24 protein-coding genes are annotated in these 18,246 nt (G+C 62.8%); 1 reads left to right on the top strand and 23 read right to left on the bottom strand.

The window, feature by feature from the left end:
• The 11 genes from flgL to flgB form a co-directional block, all read right to left on the bottom strand.
• Positions 1-912 carry a flagellar hook-associated protein FlgL gene (gene flgL, locus NCG91_RS07200; RefSeq protein ID WP_077403114.1) on the bottom strand — a complete coding sequence of 304 codons (912 nt, stop codon included), beginning with the start codon at positions 910-912 and terminating at the stop codon, positions 1-3.
• A 10-nt stretch (positions 913-922) separates the two neighbouring features.
• Entirely contained in the window at positions 923-2,284 is a 1,362-nt protein-coding gene (gene flgK, locus NCG91_RS07195; RefSeq protein ID WP_099664394.1) for a flagellar hook-associated protein FlgK, read from the bottom strand.
• Between the two features lie 81 nt (positions 2,285-2,365).
• Positions 2,366-2,758 carry a flagellar biosynthesis protein FlgJ gene (locus NCG91_RS07190; RefSeq protein WP_369812162.1) on the bottom strand — a complete coding sequence of 131 codons (393 nt, stop codon included), beginning with the start codon at positions 2,756-2,758 and terminating at the stop codon, positions 2,366-2,368.
• Entirely contained in the window at positions 2,755-3,867 is a 1,113-nt protein-coding gene (locus NCG91_RS07185; protein ID WP_070219890.1) for a flagellar basal body P-ring protein FlgI, read from the bottom strand. Before NCG91_RS07185 ends, NCG91_RS07190 begins: the two co-directional genes overlap by 4 nt.
• 9 nt (positions 3,868-3,876) lie before the next feature.
• On the bottom strand, positions 3,877-4,539 hold the full coding sequence (gene flgH, locus NCG91_RS07180) for a flagellar basal body L-ring protein FlgH (protein WP_180278556.1): 663 nt from the start codon (positions 4,537-4,539) through the stop codon (positions 3,877-3,879).
• A gap of 11 nt (positions 4,540-4,550) precedes the next feature.
• Positions 4,551-5,339 carry a flagellar basal-body rod protein FlgG gene (gene flgG, locus NCG91_RS07175; RefSeq protein WP_171985002.1) on the bottom strand — a complete coding sequence of 263 codons (789 nt, stop codon included), beginning with the start codon at positions 5,337-5,339 and terminating at the stop codon, positions 4,551-4,553.
• Positions 5,340-5,371: 32 nt separating this feature from the next.
• Positions 5,372-6,100, bottom strand: a complete 729-nt coding sequence (locus NCG91_RS07170; RefSeq protein ID WP_099664392.1) for a flagellar basal body rod protein FlgF — start codon at positions 6,098-6,100, stop codon at positions 5,372-5,374.
• A 26-nt stretch (positions 6,101-6,126) separates the two neighbouring features.
• Positions 6,127-7,305 carry a flagellar hook protein FlgE gene (locus NCG91_RS07165; RefSeq protein WP_251349174.1) on the bottom strand — a complete coding sequence of 393 codons (1,179 nt, stop codon included), beginning with the start codon at positions 7,303-7,305 and terminating at the stop codon, positions 6,127-6,129.
• A 58-nt stretch (positions 7,306-7,363) separates the two neighbouring features.
• Entirely contained in the window at positions 7,364-8,017 is a 654-nt protein-coding gene (locus NCG91_RS07160) for a flagellar hook capping FlgD N-terminal domain-containing protein (RefSeq protein WP_099664390.1), read from the bottom strand.
• Between the two features lie 3 nt (positions 8,018-8,020).
• The gene (gene flgC, locus NCG91_RS07155) at positions 8,021-8,437 is read right to left on the bottom strand and encodes a flagellar basal body rod protein FlgC (protein WP_034757795.1); all 417 of its coding nucleotides are present in this window, start codon (positions 8,435-8,437) and stop codon (positions 8,021-8,023) included.
• Between the two features lie 8 nt (positions 8,438-8,445).
• Entirely contained in the window at positions 8,446-8,808 is a 363-nt protein-coding gene (flgB, locus tag NCG91_RS07150; RefSeq protein ID WP_034758109.1) for a flagellar basal body rod protein FlgB, read from the bottom strand.
• 254 nt (positions 8,809-9,062) lie between these two features.
• Here flgB and flgA point away from each other — a divergent pair, with 254 nt between their 5' ends.
• Complete coding sequence (gene flgA, locus NCG91_RS07145) at positions 9,063-9,710, top strand: flagellar basal body P-ring formation chaperone FlgA (RefSeq protein ID WP_251349173.1); 648 nt, start codon at positions 9,063-9,065, stop codon at positions 9,708-9,710.
• Between the two features lie 5 nt (positions 9,711-9,715).
• On the opposite strand, the gene NCG91_RS07140 is transcribed toward flgA, so the two are convergent.
• The 12 genes from NCG91_RS07140 to NCG91_RS07085 all read right to left on the bottom strand — a co-directional run bounded on the left by NCG91_RS07140 (position 9,716) and on the right by NCG91_RS07085 (position 18,242).
• On the bottom strand, positions 9,716-10,468 hold the full coding sequence (locus tag NCG91_RS07140) for a glycoside hydrolase family 73 protein (protein ID WP_251349172.1): 753 nt from the start codon (positions 10,466-10,468) through the stop codon (positions 9,716-9,718).
• Positions 10,455-10,895: a flagellar export chaperone FlgN gene (gene flgN, locus NCG91_RS07135; RefSeq protein ID WP_099664388.1), complete on the bottom strand. Its 441-nt coding sequence runs from the start codon at positions 10,893-10,895 to the stop codon at positions 10,455-10,457. The genes NCG91_RS07140 and flgN overlap by 14 nt, the downstream gene beginning before the upstream one ends.
• Entirely contained in the window at positions 10,892-11,182 is a 291-nt protein-coding gene (flgM, locus tag NCG91_RS07130; protein ID WP_034757812.1) for a flagellar biosynthesis anti-sigma factor FlgM, read from the bottom strand. Before flgM ends, flgN begins: the two co-directional genes overlap by 4 nt.
• Positions 11,183-11,198: 16 nt before the next feature.
• The gene (locus NCG91_RS07125; RefSeq protein ID WP_099664387.1) at positions 11,199-12,260 is read right to left on the bottom strand and encodes a flagellar motor protein MotB; all 1,062 of its coding nucleotides are present in this window, start codon (positions 12,258-12,260) and stop codon (positions 11,199-11,201) included.
• On the bottom strand, positions 12,187-13,101 hold the full coding sequence (motA, locus tag NCG91_RS07120; protein ID WP_034757817.1) for a flagellar motor stator protein MotA: 915 nt from the start codon (positions 13,099-13,101) through the stop codon (positions 12,187-12,189). The genes NCG91_RS07125 and motA overlap by 74 nt, the downstream gene beginning before the upstream one ends.
• 56 nt (positions 13,102-13,157) lie before the next feature.
• Positions 13,158-13,901, bottom strand: a complete 744-nt coding sequence (locus NCG91_RS07115) for a FliA/WhiG family RNA polymerase sigma factor (RefSeq protein ID WP_077403148.1) — start codon at positions 13,899-13,901, stop codon at positions 13,158-13,160.
• Positions 13,902-13,934: 33 nt separating this feature from the next.
• Positions 13,935-14,402 (bottom strand): flagellar basal body-associated FliL family protein, encoded by a 468-nt coding sequence (locus NCG91_RS07110; RefSeq protein ID WP_251349230.1) that lies wholly within the window; start codon positions 14,400-14,402, stop codon positions 13,935-13,937.
• A 5-nt stretch (positions 14,403-14,407) separates the two neighbouring features.
• Complete coding sequence (locus NCG91_RS07105) at positions 14,408-15,559, bottom strand: flagellar hook-length control protein FliK (protein WP_251349171.1); 1,152 nt, start codon at positions 15,557-15,559, stop codon at positions 14,408-14,410.
• The gene (locus NCG91_RS07100) at positions 15,556-15,834 is read right to left on the bottom strand and encodes a hypothetical protein (RefSeq protein ID WP_251349170.1); all 279 of its coding nucleotides are present in this window, start codon (positions 15,832-15,834) and stop codon (positions 15,556-15,558) included. The genes NCG91_RS07105 and NCG91_RS07100 overlap by 4 nt, the downstream gene beginning before the upstream one ends.
• A 31-nt stretch (positions 15,835-15,865) precedes the next feature.
• Positions 15,866-16,255, bottom strand: coding sequence for a flagellar export chaperone FliS (fliS, locus tag NCG91_RS07095; RefSeq protein WP_070219791.1), 390 nt, complete (start codon positions 16,253-16,255; stop codon positions 15,866-15,868).
• Between the two features lie 50 nt (positions 16,256-16,305).
• On the bottom strand, positions 16,306-17,715 hold the full coding sequence (fliD, locus tag NCG91_RS07090) for a flagellar filament capping protein FliD (protein ID WP_099664384.1): 1,410 nt from the start codon (positions 17,713-17,715) through the stop codon (positions 16,306-16,308).
• Between the two features lie 89 nt (positions 17,716-17,804).
• Positions 17,805-18,242 (bottom strand): flagellar export protein FliJ, encoded by a 438-nt coding sequence (locus NCG91_RS07085; protein WP_077403163.1) that lies wholly within the window; start codon positions 18,240-18,242, stop codon positions 17,805-17,807.
• Between the last annotated feature and the right edge of the window lie 4 nt (positions 18,243-18,246).

The following is an 18,246-nucleotide window of genomic DNA, read 5'->3' as shown; positions in this document are numbered from 1 at the left end:
TCAGAGAAGATCAAACAGGGAAAGGGTGCCAACCTTGGCGTACGCCTTGTATGTTGCCTGCAGGGCCGTCTGGTAGCCGTTCAGCTCGATGGCGGCCGCGCCCATGTCGGTCTTCTTCAAGTCGGACAAGGCCATGTCGTTCGACAACGAGACGTTGGCCAGGTTGCCGGAGAGCGTGGTCAGGATGTTTTGCGCGCCGCCAAAGATGGCGATCTTGCCAGAGAGTAAATCCATGCCGTCATCGGTGCCATCGAGCGCCGCGCCCACCACGCTGCGCACGGCCGGGTCGTTCGGGCTGACGCCAGGCTTGCCCAGCGTATCGATGGCCTGGTCGATCTTGTTCAGCCACACTTCCAGCTTGTCCACGTCGACGTTGGCCGCCTGCGTCACGCCATTGCCCACCACCACGGTCTGCGTGGCGGTGTTGCCGTTGTACGTGTAGCGCAAGCCGGGAGCCGCAGCGGGATTGAACGCGATGGCCGGCTTGTCGGTATCCGTGCCGGAAAACATGTAGCGGCCTTCCTGGTCCTTCAGGTTGGCCGTGTACAGCACGCTGTCGCGCATGGCGATCAGCGATTGCGTCATCGCATTCAGGTCGTCCGGCGCATTGCCGCCGTCGGCGGCCCATACCAGCAGGTCGCGCGCCTGGCCCATGTCGGTGACCATGCTGGTCAGATAGTTTTCGTTTTTCAGCAGGCGCACTTTCACCGTGGCGATATTGTCCTGGTATTGCGTGACCATGGCTTGCTCGCGCGTCAGGCGCGAAATGCGCACGTTGCCGATCGGATCGTCCGATGGCAGCTGGATGCGCAAGCCCGAGGCCATCTGCTGGGTCAGGTAATTGATGCGCTCTTGATTTTGCTGAAGAGAAATATTAATCAGTGATTGGTACTGGCTGCTGGCGACACGCATGATCTTCTCCTTAACCCATCATTTGCAAAGTGGCATCAAACAAGGTATTCGCCACGGAAATGACTTTCATGTTTGCCTGGTACATATTCTGGAATTCGACGAGGTTCATCGCTTCCTCGTCCTTGTTCACGCCGCTGGTCGACTTCCAGTCGTCGATGGCTTGCGCGCGCACCGTGTTGGAAGTCTTCAGCAGGGCCTGGTTCTGCTGGCTGTAGATGGCCAGCTTGCCGACGAGCTGCGTGTCCGCATCGCTCATCAGGACCGAACCCACCCAGCTGACGCTGATCGGTTGATTCTTGATATTGATCAATTCCTGCAAATTGCCGCTGTCGCCGGCCGCACCTGTCAACGACAGGGCCAGGTCCTTGGCGTTGAAGCCGGGGGTAATGCTCAGCTTGCCATTCGCGTAGGCCAGCAGGGGACCGCCGGATGTGCCAGCCATGGTCTTGCCCAGGGCCAGTTGCGCGTTGACCTTGCTGGTCAGCTGGGTGGCCATGTCTTGCAGCGATTGCTGCAGCGGTTTCAGGGTATTTTTCTCGAATTCGCCCAGGCCACCCATCTGGCCGCCGATGGCCACCAGATCGAGGTTGTACGACGACTTGGCGAAATCGAGGCTCAGGACCTGGTCGCCCGTGTTCGTCATGCTGCTGGTCAAGGTGCCGGCCAGGCTGCCGATGACCAGCGGCTGGCCCGACTTCAGCGCGATATTGCGCGAGCCGTCCGGCTGGTCGAGGACGTCGATGCCCATTTGCGAAGCCAGGCCGTCGATCAGCTGGTCGCGCGCATCCATCAGCGAGGACACGTTTGTGCCCGAGGCCGTGGCGGTGCTGATGCGCTGGTTCAGCGCGGCGATATTGGCCAGGGTGGTATTGGCTTGCGGCACGATCGCTGCGCGTTGCTGTTGCAACGACAGCAATTGGTTGCCCATCACGGTGCTGATGCTGTTGAAGCGCTGCGCCATGGAGTCGGCGGAGGTGATGATCTGCTGGCGCAGCGGTGTCGACGTCGGGTCGACGGCCGAGGCGTTGAGGGCGGCGAAAAAGCCGTCGATGCCGTTGCTGATGCTGGAAGCATCGTCGCCCATCACGCGCTCGAGCTGGGTCAGGTAAGGCTGGGTCTGCGAACGGGCGCCCTGGTCGGACGCGGCGCGCCACATTTGCTGGCTTTTATATGCATCGGCAAAGCGCAGCAAGGCGGACACTTCCACGCCATTGCCGGCCGAGCGTACGCCGGCGGTGGCGCCCAGCGATGACAGCAACACACCCTGGCGCGTGTAGCCCGCCGTTTGCAGGTTGGCGATGTTCTGGCTGGCCGCATTGAGTGCGGCCTGGGCGGCGATGCTGCCTGACAATGCATTGCTGATGATGCTCATTGGGCAAGTTTCTTTCGTGAAGAGTGTGGCGCGTGCGGGTGGGCAAGCATTGAATCGTTGTTACCTTGTACAGGCGACGCTTCAGACGGATTTATTAAGCGGTGCCGCAATATTGTCGGTATTGACAGTGCTTTTGGCGGCCACGGGGGCGCCGGCCGCCGGCAGCAGCTGGCGCAGGATGGCGTCGGCGATGCCGAAGGCGCGCTGGCCGGCCATCTTGTCGGCCACCAGGTTGTCGGCCATTTCCAGCATGTCGCTGTTGATGGGGTCCTTGAAGACGCTGTCTTCGCCCGCCATCTCGCGCGTGCCCGAACGCATCTGGCGCAGCATGTGCGAGATGAAGAACGCTTCGAACTTGACGGCCGCCTCGGTGGCCTTGGCCGCATAGCGCGGGTCGGCCGGCGTGGCGGCCGCAGGGGAGCGGTCGTCGAGCGCCGAGGGCAGGGCGCTGCTGCTGTCGTTGATATTCATCATATGACCACCAGTTCGCCTTCGATGGCTCCCGCCTGGTCGAGGGCTTGTAAAATTGCCATGATGTCATCGGGCGACGCACCCAGGCTGTTGACCACGTCGATGATCGATTGCAGCTTGGCGCCGGCCGGCCATTTGAACATATTGCCGTTGCCCTGGTCGACGGACACCTTCGATTGCGGCGTGACGGTGGTCTGGCCGCGGCCGAACGGCGCCGGCTGGCTGACGGCCGAGCTTTCGGAAATGACGACCTTGAGCGAGCCGTGCGTGACGGCGGCCGCCTTCACGCGCAAGCCTTCGGCGATGACGACGGTGCCCGTGCGCGAATTGAAGACCACTTTCGGCGTATCGACGCCGACGTCGACGCTCAAGGCTTCCAGCTTGGCCATGAAGGCCACGCGCTGGGTCGGGTTTTCCGGCGCCAGCACTTCCACGCTGGTGGCGTCGCGCGTGGTGGCGACGGCGCCAAAGCGGCGGTTGACGGCTTCGACGATATTGATGGCCGTCTCGAAATGCGGGTGGCGCAAGTTCAGGGTGACGGTCGGCTTGGTCGAGAAATCGCTGAGGATCTCGCGCTCGATGTTGGCGCCGTTGGGAATGCGTCCCGAGGTGGGCGTGTTGACGGTGACGGACGAGCCGCTCTTGCCGGTGGCGTTCAGGCCGCCGACGACGACGTTGCCTTGCGCCAGCGCATACGTTTCATTGTCGGCCGCGCGCAATTGCGTCAGGAGCAGGGTGCCGCCGCGCAAGCTTTTCGCATCGCCCAAGGACGACACGGTGACGTCGATGGCCTGGCCACGGCGGTATCCTGGGGGAAACACGGCGCTGACCATGACGGTGGCGACGTTCTTGCTTTTCGCTTCGGCGCCGTCCGGCATCTTCACGCCGAACTGCTTGAGCATGTTGACCACGGACTGGCTGGAAAACTTCACCTGGGTGGTGTCGCCGCTGCCGTTCAGGCCCACGACGAGGCCGTAGCCGACCAGCGGGTTGTCGCGCACGCCCTCGATACTGACCAGGTTGCGCAGCACTTGCGCGGCGCTGGCGGGCAGGGCAAAGCCGGAGAGCGCGGCCAGCATGGCTGCCAGGGGCAGGGCGGAACGAAATTTCATGAGGTCACCTTAAAACGGCATCCATGGGCCGACGAAGAAGCGCGTCAGCCAGCCTGGTGTATTGGCTTCGGCCAGGGTGCCCTGGCCGGAATAGGCGATCTGTGCATTGGCAATGCGCAAGGACGAGACCTGGTTGCTGGAATCGATGTCGGCCGCGCGCAGGTAGCCGCGCAGGCGCACGAATTCCTCGCCCTGGTTCAGGGTCAGGGTTTTTTCGCCCTGTACGCGCAGCAAGCCGTTCGGCAGGACTTCCTGCACGATCACGGTGATGGCGCCGGACAGCGCATTTTGCTGCGTACTGGTCGAGTCGCCGGCGAAGTTGCGGTCGGCCGACAGGTCGACGCCCGTCTTGGGCAGGGTCTTGCCGAGGATATTGGCCGCCTTCACGCCGACGGACGAGCCCTTGTTGAACGAGGTGCCCGCCTTCTTGCTGGCCTGCGTGGTTTCCTGCAGCGCCACCGTGACGACGTCGCCGACGCGGAAAGCGCGGCTGTCCGAGATCAGGTCCAGGCTTGCGTCGGGATTGAACACGCCGCCGGCCACGCCGCCGCGCGCAGCGCTGCGCGGCGCCACGGGCAGCGGCGTATCGGAAAAGCTCGGTGCCACCGGCGCGGCCGGCTGGCTGGCGCAACCGGCCATCAATACCAGCAGCATGGCTGCCGTGGCTTTCATGGCGACTGTCATCAGCGTGCCGCTTGCGCCAGGTATTGCAGCATATTGTCGGCGGCCGACAGCACCTTGGTGTTCATTTCATAGGTGCGCTGGGCAGCGATCATGTCGACCATCTCTTCGACCACCTGCACGTTCGAGCCTTCCAGCGCGAACTGCTTCAGCTTGCCCAGGGCGCCTTCGCCGGGACGGCCCTCCGTCGGCGTGCCGCTCGATGCCGTTTCCTGGAACAGGTTTTCACCGAGTGCCAAGAGGCCCGTCGGGTTGACGAAGCTGGAAAGGTTCAGCTGGCCCAGCTGGGTGCCGTTGACATTGCCCGGGACGGTGGCCGTGACCATGCCGTTTTCGCCGATGGTGATGGCCGTGGCGTTGTTCGGCACGGTGATCTGCGGCACCAGGGGCAGGCCCTGGGCGTTGACCATCACGCCGTTTTCATTGATGCCCAGCTGGCCGGCGCGCGTGTAGGCCGCTTCGCCGTTCGGGCGCAGCACCTGCAGGAAGCCGTTGCCGGTGATGGCGACGTCGAATTCGCGGCTCGTCGTTTGCAGGCTGCCGGTGGTAAACACCTTTTGCGTGCCGACCATGTGCGTGCCGTTACCCAGCTGTACGCCCGAAGGCGAGAGGGTGTTGTCGGCGCGCTGCGTGCCCGGCTGCTGCTCGACCTGGTAAAACAGGTCTTCGAAGACGACGCGGTCGCGCTTGAAACCGACGGTGTTGACGTTGGCCAGGTTATTCGCGATGGCTTGCAGTTTGGCATCTTGTGCCTGCACGCCGGTCTTGCTGATCCACATTGCTGGATTCATGTGTTGCTCCTAGTAATAGATTGGCGTGGGGCTCAAGCGCCCAGCAGGCGGTTGCCCGATTCCGTCATGGAATCGCTGGCCTTGAATACTTTCATCTGCATCTCGAAACTGCGGTTCAGGCTCATGGTGGCGACCATTTCCTCGACGGCCGAGACGTTGCTGCCTTCCAGGTGGCGGTCGCGGATGCGTACCGCCGGATCGGCCTGCAAGTCTTCGCCGCTGCGCGCCACGATCAGGCCCGCCTCGTTCTTGGTCAGCTCGCCCGCTTCGGCGTTGACCAGCTTGAGCTTGTCGACCGTCTGCATTTGCGCGGTGCCCGGCACCTGGATGGAAATCGTGCCATCGCTGCCGATCGACAGGCTGGTGTGCTCGGGAATCGTGATCGGGCCGCCTTCGCCCAGCACGGGCCGGCCATTGATGGTCAGCGCACCCGTTTCATCGAGATCCATGGCGCCGGCGCGCGTGTAGGCTTCGCCGTTTTGCCACTGCACCGCAAGAAAGCCGGGGCCCGTGACGGCCACGTCGAGTTCGCGTCCCGTTTCCTTGATGGCGCCCGTGCGCGTGCCGACGGCGCTCGACTGCGTCTGCGTCATGTGGCGGTCGTCGTAGCCATAGCCGTTTTGCAACGGCTGGGCAGTGGACACTTCCAGGTTGGCGCGAAAGCCGCCCGTCTCGATGTTGGCCAGGTTGTTGGCGTGTACCTGCTGTGCCCGCAGGGCACGGTCGGCCCCGCTCATGGCGGTATAAATCAGCGCATCCATTGCTCTTTACCTTTGCGTATCGTGGATTACAGCGCTTGCATCAGCGATTGCAGCATGGCGTTCTCGGTCGAGATGACCTTCGAGTTCGCCTGGTAGTTACGCTGCGACGTCATCAGGCCCACCAGTTCGGAGGTGATGTCGACGTTCGACTGTTCCAGCGAGCTCGTCGTCAGTTTGCCGGCCATGCCGACGCCCGGACGGTCATACATGGCGGTGCCGGACGTGGTCGAGGCGACCCAGCTGGTATCGTTGACGGCCGTCAATGCGCCTTCGTCGGGGAAGGTGGCCAGGGCGATCACGCCGATGCTTTGCTTCTGGCCGTTTGTGTATTTCGCCACGACGGAGCCGTCATCGGCCAGTTCCACGCCCGTGTAGGTGCCCGAGGCATAGCCGTCGGCGCGGTCGGTCGAGGTGGTCGCTTCGCCGGCGAACTGGGTGGTGCCCGTGTAGTCGATGGCGATCGACAGCGGCGCGGCGCCTGCCGGCGTGCCCAGCGCCAGGTTGACCGGCGCGGTCAGGTTCAGCTTGCCGGAAGTGTTGAAGGTCATGCTCGTCACCGTCCCCAGATCGGCGTTGTCGAGGGTGTAGTGCACGTCCACGCCCGTTGCCGTCTTGACGAAGTACTGGCCCACCGAGTGCTTGGCGCCCAGCGAATCGTAGACGATCGAGGACTTGGCGCTGTTGTAGCTCAATTCATTGGTCTTGTCGAAAGCCGGGGTCTTGATGGTCCATTCGGACGACATGTTGGCGGCATACGCCAGCTTGGTCGATGCCACGGCAGGAATCTGGCCCGTCGGAATGTTCATGTCGCCCATGGTGCCCAGGGTGGTGCTGCCCTTGACGGCGGCATAACCCTGCACCAGGCGGCCGTTCGAGTCGATCAGCTTGCCCTCATTGCTGGCCGAAAAGATGCCGACGCGGCTGTAGGTCATGGTGTTTTGCGCATCGCGCGTGACGAAGTAGCCGCGGCCATCGATGGCTGCGTCGAGCGCGCGGCCCGTGTTCAGCACGCCGCCATTGAGCGACATGCTTTGCGTGATCGAGCCCACTTCCGTGCCCGTGGCGCGCGAACCGGCGTACATGGCCGAAAAGTTGGCGCGGCTGCTCTTGAAACCGTAGGTGCCGGCATTGGCGATATTGTTACTGGTGCTGTTCAACTGTTGGTTGATGGACTGGATACCGGACAGGGCGATGTCGAAACTCATGTTGACTTCCTTTAGTGAAGGACGAGATTAGTGTGCAGGAAACGAAGGGGCGAGCGGATCAGGCCGTCTTGCCGTTAAAGCCGGTGATCGCGCCAGGGTTGACTTCGCCCAGGTTCGACACGCTCAAAATCATGCTGCCGCTGGACGACAGGCGCACGCTGTTGAGCTTGCCTGCAATGTCGACCGTTGGTTTTTCGGCGCCGCTGGTGCTGACCGTCATGCTGTAGGTGCCGGCAGGCAAGCCCAAGGCCACGGGATCGATGGTGAACGGCACCGTGCCGGGCGCCTTGGCGCCCAGTTCGATCTTGTATTCCTTGTCGTCCAGCCCTTTCAGGGTCACGGTGGTCTTGGTGGTGCTGGCGGCCAGCGCGATGGTGCCGCTGACCTTGCTCTTGTCGAGCTGGACCGTTTCAGTGTTGACCATGACTTCCGAACCCACTTGCGCGCCCAGGGCCAGCACTTGCATCGATTGCAGCACGCTGGCATTGGCGCTGGTCAGCGCCGACAGGTTTTGCATCGCTTCCGTCTGCGCCTGCTGCGTCAATTGATTGACGAACTGGCTCGGATCGGTCGGCGCGAGGGGATCCTGGTTCTTGATCTGCGCGACCAGCAACTTGGTGAACATATCCTGGGTGGCATTGCTTTGCGACTTGACGGCATTGCTGTTGCTATTGCTGCCGCTGGTATTATTTGTAAAGAGGTTGGTTTCCATGGATTATGCTTCACCTAATTTGAGGAGCGATTGCTGCATCGACTTGATGCGGCCCAGAACTTCGACATTTGTTTCAAACGCGCGCGACGCCGACATCATGTCGGTCATCTCGGCAACCTGATTGACGTTGGGATAGAACACCATGCCATCGGCATTGGCCATCGGGTGGCCCGGTTCATAGACCTTGCGCAGCGGCTCATCGCTTTGCACCACGTCGAGTACCTGTACTCTTCCACCGGCGCCGCTGGCGCCCGGGCCGTCCATCACGGCCGCAAACACGGGCTTGCGCGCGCGGTAGGTTTCGCCTTCGGAACCGGCAACGGAATCGGCATTGGCCAGGTTGCTGGCGATGGTATTGAGGCGCACGGTTTGCGCCGCCATCGCCGAACCGGCGATCTTGGAAATGTCCTGGAAGCTCATGCTGATCCTTATTGTCCGGAAATGGCCTTGGACAGACCCTTCAGTTTCATGTTGACGAAAGTGAGGCTGGTCTGGAAGTCGGTGGCATTCTGCGAGAACGCCGCCTGCTCGACGCCGATTTCGACGGTGTTGCCGTCGCGGCTAGGGTGGTAGGGGACGCGGTACAGGGCGCTGGCATCGTCATCGGTCGACAGCAGGCCCGCCTCGTTGTCCTGCAACTGCTGCAGGGCGCTGCCGAAATCCATGTCCATGGCCTGGAAGCCGGGCGTGTTTTCATTGGCGATGTTGGCGGCCAGTACGCGTGTACGGTCGGCACGCAGCGCGAGTGCATCGGCGTGCACGCCCAGCGCATCCTTGAAATTAATCCCCATGGTCATCCTTTGTGTTGAATTCGATCGTGCTTTTTGCGGTTCGGGCCAGAAAATAGGTGGTGCAGAGGTAAAATCCCAGCCTGGTCATGTTGACGCATGGTAAGGTCATGCCGCTTCAGTATCTTTGATTAAGGTTAGCAATGATTTACTTTGAGAACTATTCCGTGATGTGGAACAAGGCGCAATGTCGTCACATACTGCTTCCGGGCCTCTTTTTACTGACCAGCCTATATAGTAGTGCAGGATGCGCAGAATTGCCAGCCGACAATATATTTTCGCGTGTGGAACAATTGGCGCGCGAGCAATTGGTGCAGCAAGCAGCCTCGGCGGGACTGCTGGAACCGCAGTTTCAAGTGGCCGTGGTCAAAAGCACGCGCCCCGTGCCGGCGTGCGCGGCGCCCGTCGCGCTGGAAACGGCGGACAGCCGTTCGGCGCAGCGCATGCGCTTCGTGGCAGTGTGTCCTGGAAGCAACGGTTGGCGCTATGAAATGCTGGCGCGCGGCAGCATTACGGCCCAGGTCGCGGTGATGAGCGCCCCCGTGACGGCGAATACGCCGTTGCAGGCGGGCGACGTGACCCTGGCGCGGCGCGATGTGACGATGGTGCCGGACAGTATTTCCTCCTTGCCCGGCGCCGTTGGCCTGTCGAGCCGGCGCAGCTTGCGTGCCGGCGAAGTGTTGCGGCAAGGGCAACTGGCGTCGCCCGTGTTGATCAAGCGGGGCAGTGCGGTGAATATCGTGGCCCGCAAGGAGCAGGTGGAGGTGAGCATGGCCGGCGAAGCGCTGGATCCGGGCGCGCTGGGCGAGGTGATTCGCGTGCGCAACGCCACCAGCGGCACGGTGATACGTGCCAGGGTGGTCGATGCGGGCGTGGTGGAACCGGCCGAACTTCCCGGCCGTTAAGGAAACTACTCGGCGGCGGCCGTGCGCTGCAGACGCGTCGCCAGCTGGGTCAGCTTGGCGGCGTAGTTGGGGTCGGTGGCATAGCCGCCGCGCGCGAGGCCTTGCGCGAAAGCGCCCGCGTCGCTACCCGTGTTCAGGGCGGCGCGGTAGCGTGGATTGTCGAGCAATACTTGCGCATAGTCGCGGAAGGCGCTGGCCTGGTCCGGATAACTGCGGAAACGTTCCGTTTTCTTCAGGGCCGTGCCGCTGCCCGCCTCGTATTCGGTGGTGACATTGCTGGCCACGTCGCCTTGCCATTTGCCGCCGGCCTTGATGCCGAACAGATTATTTGTGTCCGCGCCCGTGCCCTGGCGCAGCGGACGCTGGCCCCAGCCCGATTCCAGCGCCGCGTGGGCGGCGACGATTTCCGGCGCCACGCCCAGGCGCGCGCCCGTTTCGTGCGTCCATGGCTTGATCGAGGCGAGGAATTGCTGCTGCGTTTCGCCGATCTCGCCGCCCTGGTTGATGCTGCCCAGCACATTGACGGGCTGGCTCTGTTCCAGGTAGGCGCGGCCTTGCGGGTTCAGGCTGGTGGCGTTGCCGCCGCCCTGTTCGATGAAGCGGGCCACTTCGCCCTGTACTTGCCGGAACACGCTGCTGAAACTGCCGGCGCCTGCCGTGGCAGGGGTTGCGTGCATATTGCTTTGCACGGCATTCGTCGCCATCGTCGACGGCGTGGCGGCCATGGCGCCCATCTGTGAAAAATCAGCCTGGCGCATACGTATCTTCCTCGCCATGCAGCACGCGCTGCATGATGCTGTACTGCTCTGTTAATAAATCGCTGTTGCGGGCATTCAGGCGCTTGCATTCGAGCACCATCTGCTCGAGCGCAGCCCAGTCGCGCTCGGCGGTGGTGCGCGCGTCATCTTGCAATAACGCAAACAATTGCGGCATATCGCCTTGCGGGCCCAGCAGGGCCGTGACGAGGCTGACCCGCTGGCGGCGGCGCGCATCGAGGGGCTCGACGGCGGCGATGACCTGGTCAGCCAGTGCCGTCAATTGCGCGCTCTGATGGTGCAAGGTCGCCTGGAATTGCTCTTCCAACACGGTTTGCAGGGCGGCATAGCCGATGCTGTCGTCTTTCATGCCTTGCAGCACGCGGCGCATGGCTTCCTGGCGCGTGATGCCCTTGCGCGGCGCGGTCACGATTCGCCGCCGTGGAAACGCTGGATCAAGCCTGCCAGTTTCGACGGATCGAACGGCAATTCGCCCTTGGCCAGCGCATCGCGCAGCATGGCCACGCGCTCATGGTCGATTTCGGGCATGGCGCGCAGGGCGGCCATGGCCGGTTGCAGCACGGCCGATTGCAGTTCCGCCCCGGCCGACGAGCCGCCCATGGCGCCGGCGGCGCCCGCGTTCTCGGCGATCGCCTCGGCCGGCGCGACGGCGCTGCTGCGTACGGCAGCGCCGGTATTGCCGGAGGAGATTTTCATACGTTGTCCCTTGCCCTTAATTTGCATGCTCATCCCGCTCCTTCTTTGCGGGCAAGCCCAGTTTCTCGCGCAGGCGCTGCAAGGTGCCCGAGTCCGGTTCGCCCACTTGCAATTCTTCGCCCTGCGGCTTTTGTCCGGCCATGCCGAACATGGCGGCGATGCTGTCAGCCTGGCCACGCGTCAATATTAACAGTTCGATGCGGCGGTTGATGCCGGCGCTGGCGTTTTTTACGTCCAGCGGCGCGCGGTCGGCCATGCCGACCACTTGCAGCACGCTGTCCGGACTCATGCTGCCGATCAACAATTGCGCGCGCGCCGACATGGCGCGGTTGGCCGACAGGGTCCAGTTCGAAAAGCCTTCATAGCCGGTATTGGCGTATTGCATCGAGTCGGTGTGGCCGACGATCAGCATCTGGTTATCCATTTGCGCAAACACGGGGCCCATCTGGCGCAGCAACTTGCGGAAACGGTCGGTCGGCACGGCGCTGCCGCGCACGAACATGCCTTGCTTGTCCGTGTCGTGCAGCATGACGCGCAAGCCGTACGGCGTGATCACGGATTGCAAATTGCTCTTCAATCCCGCTTCATCGCTGAGCTTATCGAGCGCGCGCGACAGGCTCAGCAAGTCTTCCGGCGACTGGTAGCTGACCTTGGTCTGGTTTTGCGGTGCGGCGCCAGCCTTGCCGTCCTGCATCTGCTTGCCTTCCGTGCGCGTGTCGCCCGTGCCCTTGCGGGGCATGGGGAAGCGCTCGATCAGGCTGCCGCGCGGGCCGCCTTTCTGTTCCGGCATGACGCCCTGGCCTTCGCCCTGGCGGCTGCCTGCCGACGCATCCATCATGATTTCCTTCATCGCCTGCTGCTCGCGCGCGGCCATCAGCCACAGCACGAGGAAGAGCGACAGCAGGGCCAGGCAAAAGTCGGCGAACGCTACTTTCCAGGCGCCGCCATGGCCATCGTCGTCGTGCTTGCGGCCGGCACGCTTGATGATGGCCTGTTCATGTTTCTCATGCGGCTTTAGCACGGCGGCCTCCCCGGCCTTGGCCTTGCTCTTGTTCGGCGCCGCCATCTTCCAGCGCATTGATCCAGCTTTCCAGCTGGGCGAAGCTAGGCTTGATGTTCAGCTGCACCAGGCGGCGGCCCGCATCGATGGCCAGCAGGGGCGGTTTGCCCGCCACGTGCGTGACCAGCACGACCTTCACGCATTCCATGGTCGAGCCTTCCTCGCCCACCAGCTGTTTCATCATGTTGCACATCGGATCGAGCACGCCGTAGCAGAAGAAGATGCCGATGAAGGTACCGACCATGGCGGCGCCCACTTTTTCCGAGATTTCCGCCGCATCGGCGCCGTCGGCCACGGAATTCATGGCCATCACGATGCCCAGAACGGCGGCCAGGATACCGAAACCGGGCATGGCTTCGGCGATCTTGTGCAAGGATTTCGACGGTTGCAGCAATTCGTCGTGGATGGCTTCCAGTTCCTGCTCCAGCACGCCTTCCAGCTCATGCGCGTTGATCTTGCCCATCGCCATCAAACGGAAGTTGTCGACGATGAAGGCGAGCAGCTTCGGCTCTTCCAGCACCAGCGGATAGCGCTGGAACAGGGCGCTTTCGCGCGGCGCCTCGACGTGGGCGTCGAGCGCCTTCAGGCCGCCGGCGGCCGTTTGCAGCAGTTCATACATCAGCAGCAGCAACTGGCGCTGGAATTCCGAGCCTTGCTTCTTGTGCGTGACGATCTTACGCATCTGGTGCAGCATTTCACCGAGTACATGCTTGGGGTTGCCCAGCACCAGGGCGCCGACGGCGGCGCCGATGATGATGATCAGCTCGACCGGTTGCCAGATCGCGTGGACGGTGCCGCCCATCAGGGCGAAGCCTCCGAATACACACCCCATCACGATTAAGATACCGATAATTACCATGTCAACTGCCTTTCTGCGTCATTGTGCTGCGTCAATTTGATGGATAGTGCTGAAACTTATGCGTCTTGCAGCATGGTTTTCATCTTGCCCAGCGCCGTCTTGTTCAACTGGCAGACGCGGGCGTCGCTCAGGTCTAGCACGGCGGCAATTTCTTTATAGCTCAGTTCGAATTCGTAATACATCTGGATCACGCGCTGTTCCCGTTCGTCCAGCGTGCGCAGCGCCTGTTCCAGGCTGCGCCGCACCATCAATTGCTCTTCCGGGCTCGGTGCGCTGTCGGCTTGTCCCAGGCTTTCCTGCAGCACTTCATCAAAACTGGCGATCAGCTCGGCGTTTTCCGCCAGCTGGTACTCCTGGAAGGCTTCCGGCGTCAGCTTCAGGGCCGCCATGATTTCCGCTTCCAGCGGCTCGCGCCCCAGGCGCCGGGTCAGGGCGCGCACGCTGTCGCGCAGGCGGTGGCTTTCCTGGCGCACGGCGCGCGGACGCCAGTCCTGGCGCCGCAATTCATCGAGGATGGCGCCGCGGATGCGCAGGCTGGCATAGCTGCCGAACGACTGGTCCGGCACGCCGTAGCGGCGCAAGGCCTCGAGCAAGCCCATCAGGCCGATCTGTTCCATGTCGTCGCGGTCGATGGCGCCCGACACCTGCGAATTGAGCTGGCGCACGATGCGTTTCACCAAAGGGGAGTACGCCACCAGATGTTGTTGTTCTTCGGCAACACTGAGCACTGCCGCGCAAGCGCTGGCGGCGGCATATTCGCCGGCGCCATACGCTTCCTGGTATTGCTCTACATAGGCCAAGGGATCTCCCACTAGGTCGGCTGGCGTGTTGGCTTATTCAATGATCAGCTTGCCGACCATGACTTCGGTGAACGGTTTTTCCATCTGTTCGCGTTCATAGCTGACATTGAAGGCCTTGTTGATCTGTTCGGCAAATTGCTCCACCGTCATCGTCTGTGCCTTGTCCATCGGGAAACTCGACAGGGTGCTGACGGCGATCGAACGCATCAGCGGCAAGTGGTCCTTGGTCAGCTTTTCCTTTTCTTCGGTGGTGGCGATCACCAGGTCGGCCGACAGGTAATGCGTTTCGCCTTCGCCGGGGCCGCGCCGCAGCATCACGATGACCTTGTCCAGCGTGAGGAACTTGCGCGCCTTCTTGCCTGTGGCCGGCGGCGGGGTCTTGGCTTCGGCCACCTCGGCATGGCCGGCAACCGGCTTGGCCAGGTACCACATGGCGCCGCCAGCGGCGCCGGCGGCCAGCACGGCCACGGCGACAAAGCCGCCTATCAGTTTCATTTTCATATTCATCAGGCAGTCTCTCGCTCATGCATGGCGTAAGTGGTACCGGCAGGGCTGCCGTCGGACAGGGCGCGCCCCGGTTCCGCGTCGTCGTTCTGGCGGCCCGGTTGACGCTGGCCGCGCGCATCGCCTTCGGCAAACGCCTGGGCGGCGGGGCTGCGCGGGGTGGCGCTGATATTCACGGCCACCTCGGTGTACTGGCGCTGCGCCAGGTCGCTGCGCATGTTTTCGCCGATGCCTTGCAGCTGGCGCAACACTTCCGAGTTCGACGCCGTGACGTTCACCTGCAGCGCGCCAGCCGTGTGGCGGATGGAAATTTCAATGCGGCCCAGCATGGGCGGGTCGAGGCGGATTGTCGCGTGTTCGCTGTTGCGGCCGATCTGCGTCTGCAGGCGTTCGCCCAGCGCTTCGCGCAGCGGTTCCTGCCATTGCTGGGCAGGGCCGTTGAGCTTGATGGTATCGCCGGACGGAGCCGCCGGGGCCGTATTGCCGACCGCGCCCGTCAAACCCAGGTTGGGCGTGGCGGGTGCCGGCGTCGCGGCGCCGCGTTCGCCCTCGCGCGCGGCAGGGGCGGCGGCGGCCGTCACGGGAGCGCCCTGTTGCAGCAGCGCTTCGAATGGCTGTGCCGGCGCGCTGCCCTTGGCGGCGGTCGCCGGGTTGGCGGCGGCCAGCGGTTCGCGCGTGTCGCGCCCTGGCGCTGGCGCCATTGCCGGCGCGGACGCGGTGAGGGTGACGGCCGCGGGATGCAGGCTGATGTTGAGTGCAGGGTTGGCTTGCGCCGCATTCGCCTGCACCGGTGTCTGTGTTTGTGTCTGGGCTGCGGCGCGCGCCTCGGCTGCGGCCGCGTCCGTTGGCGGCAGCATCGTCACCGGCAAGCCGATGACGGGGGCGGCCATGGCCGGCAGGCTGCTGTCGGCCTGGGTGTCGCTGTCACCGTCCTTGGCGGGTGCAGGCGCGGGCGTGCCGGCGTCGGCCGTTTCCACGGCGGTCACATCGAGCACCTGCGCAAACAGGGGCAGGGCGGAGGGCGCCGTTGCGGTGCTGCCATAGCCTGGCGTGCCGGGCAAGGCAGCGGTCTGTGCCGGCGCTGGCGCCGGTGCGGATGCAGCGGAGGCCGCCGGTGCCGGAGCGGCCGGCGCCGTGTTGAAGTTCATGATCATGCTTGATTCCCGTCCGAGTCGTATTCGCCGAGCGCGGCGTAGGCGACCCAACCTTCCTTATTTGCCTGTAATGCACCCAGGTGTAACCCCAGGCGTTCTTTTTCCTCAGAGCAAATTTTAACCGCTTGCGCGTGAATTTTGCGCAATTGCAACAATTCTGTTTGTTCCAGCGCATTCCATGCGCCCCGTTCAGCCAGCAGCGGGATGTTTTTCGCCAGGCTGGCCGAGAGTTTTTCCATCGCCTCCCAGTCCGGCTGCGCGATGGCCGCGCTCAATTGCCGGCTCAGCTGCTGCAGCGCGGCGCGCCTAGGCATTGTTGGCCTGGACGCCCACCCAGCCGCGCTTGATGGTGGTCATCAAGGTCGTCACTTCGTCGATCAGGGTTGGGTCGAGCTTGATGCCGGCCGTGTACAGGCGCGCCACGCAATAGTCGTACAGGCGCGCCAGGTTGACGACCACTTCGCCGCCATTGTCGAAATCGAGCGAGCTCGACAGACCGTTGATGATCTGCGTGCATTTATCCAGGCTGATGGCCTTTTGTTCGTAGCGCTTGCCCACGATATGCCCGCGCGCGCGCGCCAGTTCTTCCAGCAGGCCGTCCGTCAGCACCAGTACCAGTTCGACCGGTGTTGCGCGGGCGGTCTGGGCATCCAGGTTGACGGCGTGGTAGTTGCCGTAAGCTTCATTGTTTAACATGATTGTATTCTCGCTATGTTAACTGTGGCGGCGCGGCAGGCGCATCCGCCTTAGGATTTATTGTTGCTAAACATGGCATCGAACATATCGGACGTCTTGCTCATTTGCTCCTGCAATACTTGCAGACGCGTAAATTGATCGAGGAAGCGTTTGTATGCCGTGTCATATTGGGCCGTGAGGCGCTCGCCGCTCTTGACCAGGCTTTTCTGCAGCTTGTCCGTGGCGGCCTGGCGCTGGGTGATCTGGCCCTTGGTGACATTGCTCCACTGGCCCAGTACCTTGTCCAGGCTGCCGAGCACGCCGGCCGGGGCGGACAGGCTGTTGTTGCCAAAAAGCTTGTCCAGGCCCGTCGGGTTGTCGGCCAGCTTGGCCGTCAGCTTGGCGGCGTTGAGGCTGATGGTGCCGTCGCGCTGGGCCGTAATGCCGTAGGACACGAGCGAGACGCCATTGATGTTCAGGCGCAGGGCGTCGCCCATGCTGCTGCGCAAGGCATTCAGACCGGAATCATGGGCGAAGATGCCCGCGGCGATGTTCTTTTCCGGATTGCCGGGGCTGGCCAGGCCATCCATCAGGGTTTTCAGCTTGTTGTAGGCATCGACGAACGCCTGCACGTTGGCGGCGGTGCCGGAGTTGTCGGTGGCGACGGTCAGTGTGACGGGCGCTTCGGCGGCACTCATGGCGCGGGTGAACGTGATTTTCACGTCCTGCACGTTGGTGAATGTATTCGATGCCTGCGTGATGGCCGTGCCGCCGGGTTTGCCGCCCAGCCAGACGATGGCGTCGTCAGCCTTGACGACTTCCTTGATGTTGGCTGGAGCGATCAGCGCGCCTTTCAGCGCGATATTGTCGACAGCGCTGGCGTCGAGCGTGGCGGCGTTGGCAATGCCCGTCGCATTCGACGTCAGTACCAGTTGCGCCTGGTTATTGATGGTCACGATGGAGGCGGTGACGCGCGAATTGTTCTTGCTGTTGCCGTTGATGGCGGCAGCGATTTCCTGCGGTGTCAGTGTGCCGTTGCCATCCTTGTCGGCGGCGGCCAGGTCGATGTTGAGCGTGTTGTCGCCCACGCCATCGCCGATTTTCACTTTCAGCGTACCCGTGCCATCGGCGGTATTGACGTTGCTCAAGCCGCCATACGACATCTGGCTGGCCGTGGCCAGTTTTTCAACAAAAAAGGAATAGGTGCCCGGCGTCGCATTGATGCCGGCCGTGGCCGTGCCGTAACCGGCGGCGGGGAAGGTGGCGGACTGGCTCAGCACCGATTTGCTGCTGGTCATGGACGACATGGCGCTCTGGAAGGCGGAGATGGCCGACTTCAGGTTGCCCAGCGCCGTGCTGGTGTTGCTGGCCAGCGTGTTCTGCGCCTGCAGGGCGGCCTTTTGCGCGGCGATAGCCTTGGTAGCCAGTTTTTCGGCCGTTGGGATCGGATCGTATTGCGGTGCAGTAATTACGCTTGCCATGCCAGACTCCTGAATAAAGGGATATACCGGTACAAGGCGACCCCCATTCCCGTTTTGTGAAGTTTTCCTGAAAGAAACTTACACAAACCTCATTTTACCTGCCCGCGGAACCAGAATTGCGTCGCCAGCTCGTCTTGCCGCTTGGCATCGACACGTTGTTGCTCGTTTGCAACATACTTTTGTTTCTGCGTGAGGACCTGGTCCAGCACTTCACGCTTGGCCCAGGCCGTATTGAGCGCGCGTTGCGAAACGGCCATGTTGGCTTCGTGCAAATGCAGATCGGTACGGTGCTGGTCGGCCATCTGCATGACGGCTTGCTTGAAGTTGCCGCAGTTGACGGACAGGGCCAGGGGCAGGGCGCCGCTGGGGCCGCTATCCGTGTACAGGCCCGTCAGACGTTCCAGGTTTTTCTGGTAGCGCTCGCGCACGGCCGTCTGCGCCGCCATTTCGCCTTGCAGGCGTTCCACTTCGGTGCTGCGCAGGCCGACCAGGGTGGTCAGGTTGCGGATGGTATGCGCGTCGCTCACGTAT

The sequence above is a fragment of the Janthinobacterium kumbetense genome (genome assembly GCF_023703445.1).
Classification (GTDB): Bacteria; Pseudomonadota; Gammaproteobacteria; order Burkholderiales; family Burkholderiaceae_D; genus Janthinobacterium; species Janthinobacterium kumbetense.
This window is presented reverse-complemented; position numbering and strand designations above follow the sequence as displayed.

Coding starts and splice junctions, on each gene's coding strand:
- flgL (WP_077403114.1), bottom strand. CDS start 912: ATGCGTGTCGCCAGCAGCCAGTACCAATCACTGATTAATATTTCTCTT.
- flgK (WP_099664394.1), bottom strand. CDS start 2,284: ATGAGCATCATCAGCAATGCATTGTCAGGCAGCATCGCCGCCCAGGCC.
- NCG91_RS07190 (WP_369812162.1), bottom strand. CDS start 2,758: ATGATGAATATCAACGACAGCAGCAGCGCCCTGCCCTCGGCGCTCGAC.
- NCG91_RS07185 (WP_070219890.1), bottom strand. CDS start 3,867: ATGAAATTTCGTTCCGCCCTGCCCCTGGCAGCCATGCTGGCCGCGCTC.
- flgH (WP_180278556.1), bottom strand. CDS start 4,539: ATGAAAGCCACGGCAGCCATGCTGCTGGTATTGATGGCCGGTTGCGCC.
- flgG (WP_171985002.1), bottom strand. CDS start 5,339: ATGAATCCAGCAATGTGGATCAGCAAGACCGGCGTGCAGGCACAAGAT.
- NCG91_RS07170 (WP_099664392.1), bottom strand. CDS start 6,100: ATGGATGCGCTGATTTATACCGCCATGAGCGGGGCCGACCGTGCCCTG.
- NCG91_RS07165 (WP_251349174.1), bottom strand. CDS start 7,305: ATGAGTTTCGACATCGCCCTGTCCGGTATCCAGTCCATCAACCAACAG.
- NCG91_RS07160 (WP_099664390.1), bottom strand. CDS start 8,017: ATGGAAACCAACCTCTTTACAAATAATACCAGCGGCAGCAATAGCAAC.
- flgC (WP_034757795.1), bottom strand. CDS start 8,437: ATGAGCTTCCAGGACATTTCCAAGATCGCCGGTTCGGCGATGGCGGCG.
- flgB (WP_034758109.1), bottom strand. CDS start 8,808: ATGGGGATTAATTTCAAGGATGCGCTGGGCGTGCACGCCGATGCACTC.
- NCG91_RS07140 (WP_251349172.1), bottom strand. CDS start 10,468: ATGCGCCAGGCTGATTTTTCACAGATGGGCGCCATGGCCGCCACGCCG.
- flgM (WP_034757812.1), bottom strand. CDS start 11,182: ATGAAAATCTCCTCCGGCAATACCGGCGCTGCCGTACGCAGCAGCGCC.
- NCG91_RS07125 (WP_099664387.1), bottom strand. CDS start 12,260: ATGCGCTGGAAGATGGCGGCGCCGAACAAGAGCAAGGCCAAGGCCGGG.
- motA (WP_034757817.1), bottom strand. CDS start 13,101: ATGGTAATTATCGGTATCTTAATCGTGATGGGGTGTGTATTCGGAGGC.
- NCG91_RS07110 (WP_251349230.1), bottom strand. CDS start 14,402: ATGAAAATGAAACTGATAGGCGGCTTTGTCGCCGTGGCCGTGCTGGCC.
- NCG91_RS07105 (WP_251349171.1), bottom strand. CDS start 15,559: ATGATCATGAACTTCAACACGGCGCCGGCCGCTCCGGCACCGGCGGCC.
- fliS (WP_070219791.1), bottom strand. CDS start 16,255: ATGTTAAACAATGAAGCTTACGGCAACTACCACGCCGTCAACCTGGAT.
- fliD (WP_099664384.1), bottom strand. CDS start 17,715: ATGGCAAGCGTAATTACTGCACCGCAATACGATCCGATCCCAACGGCC.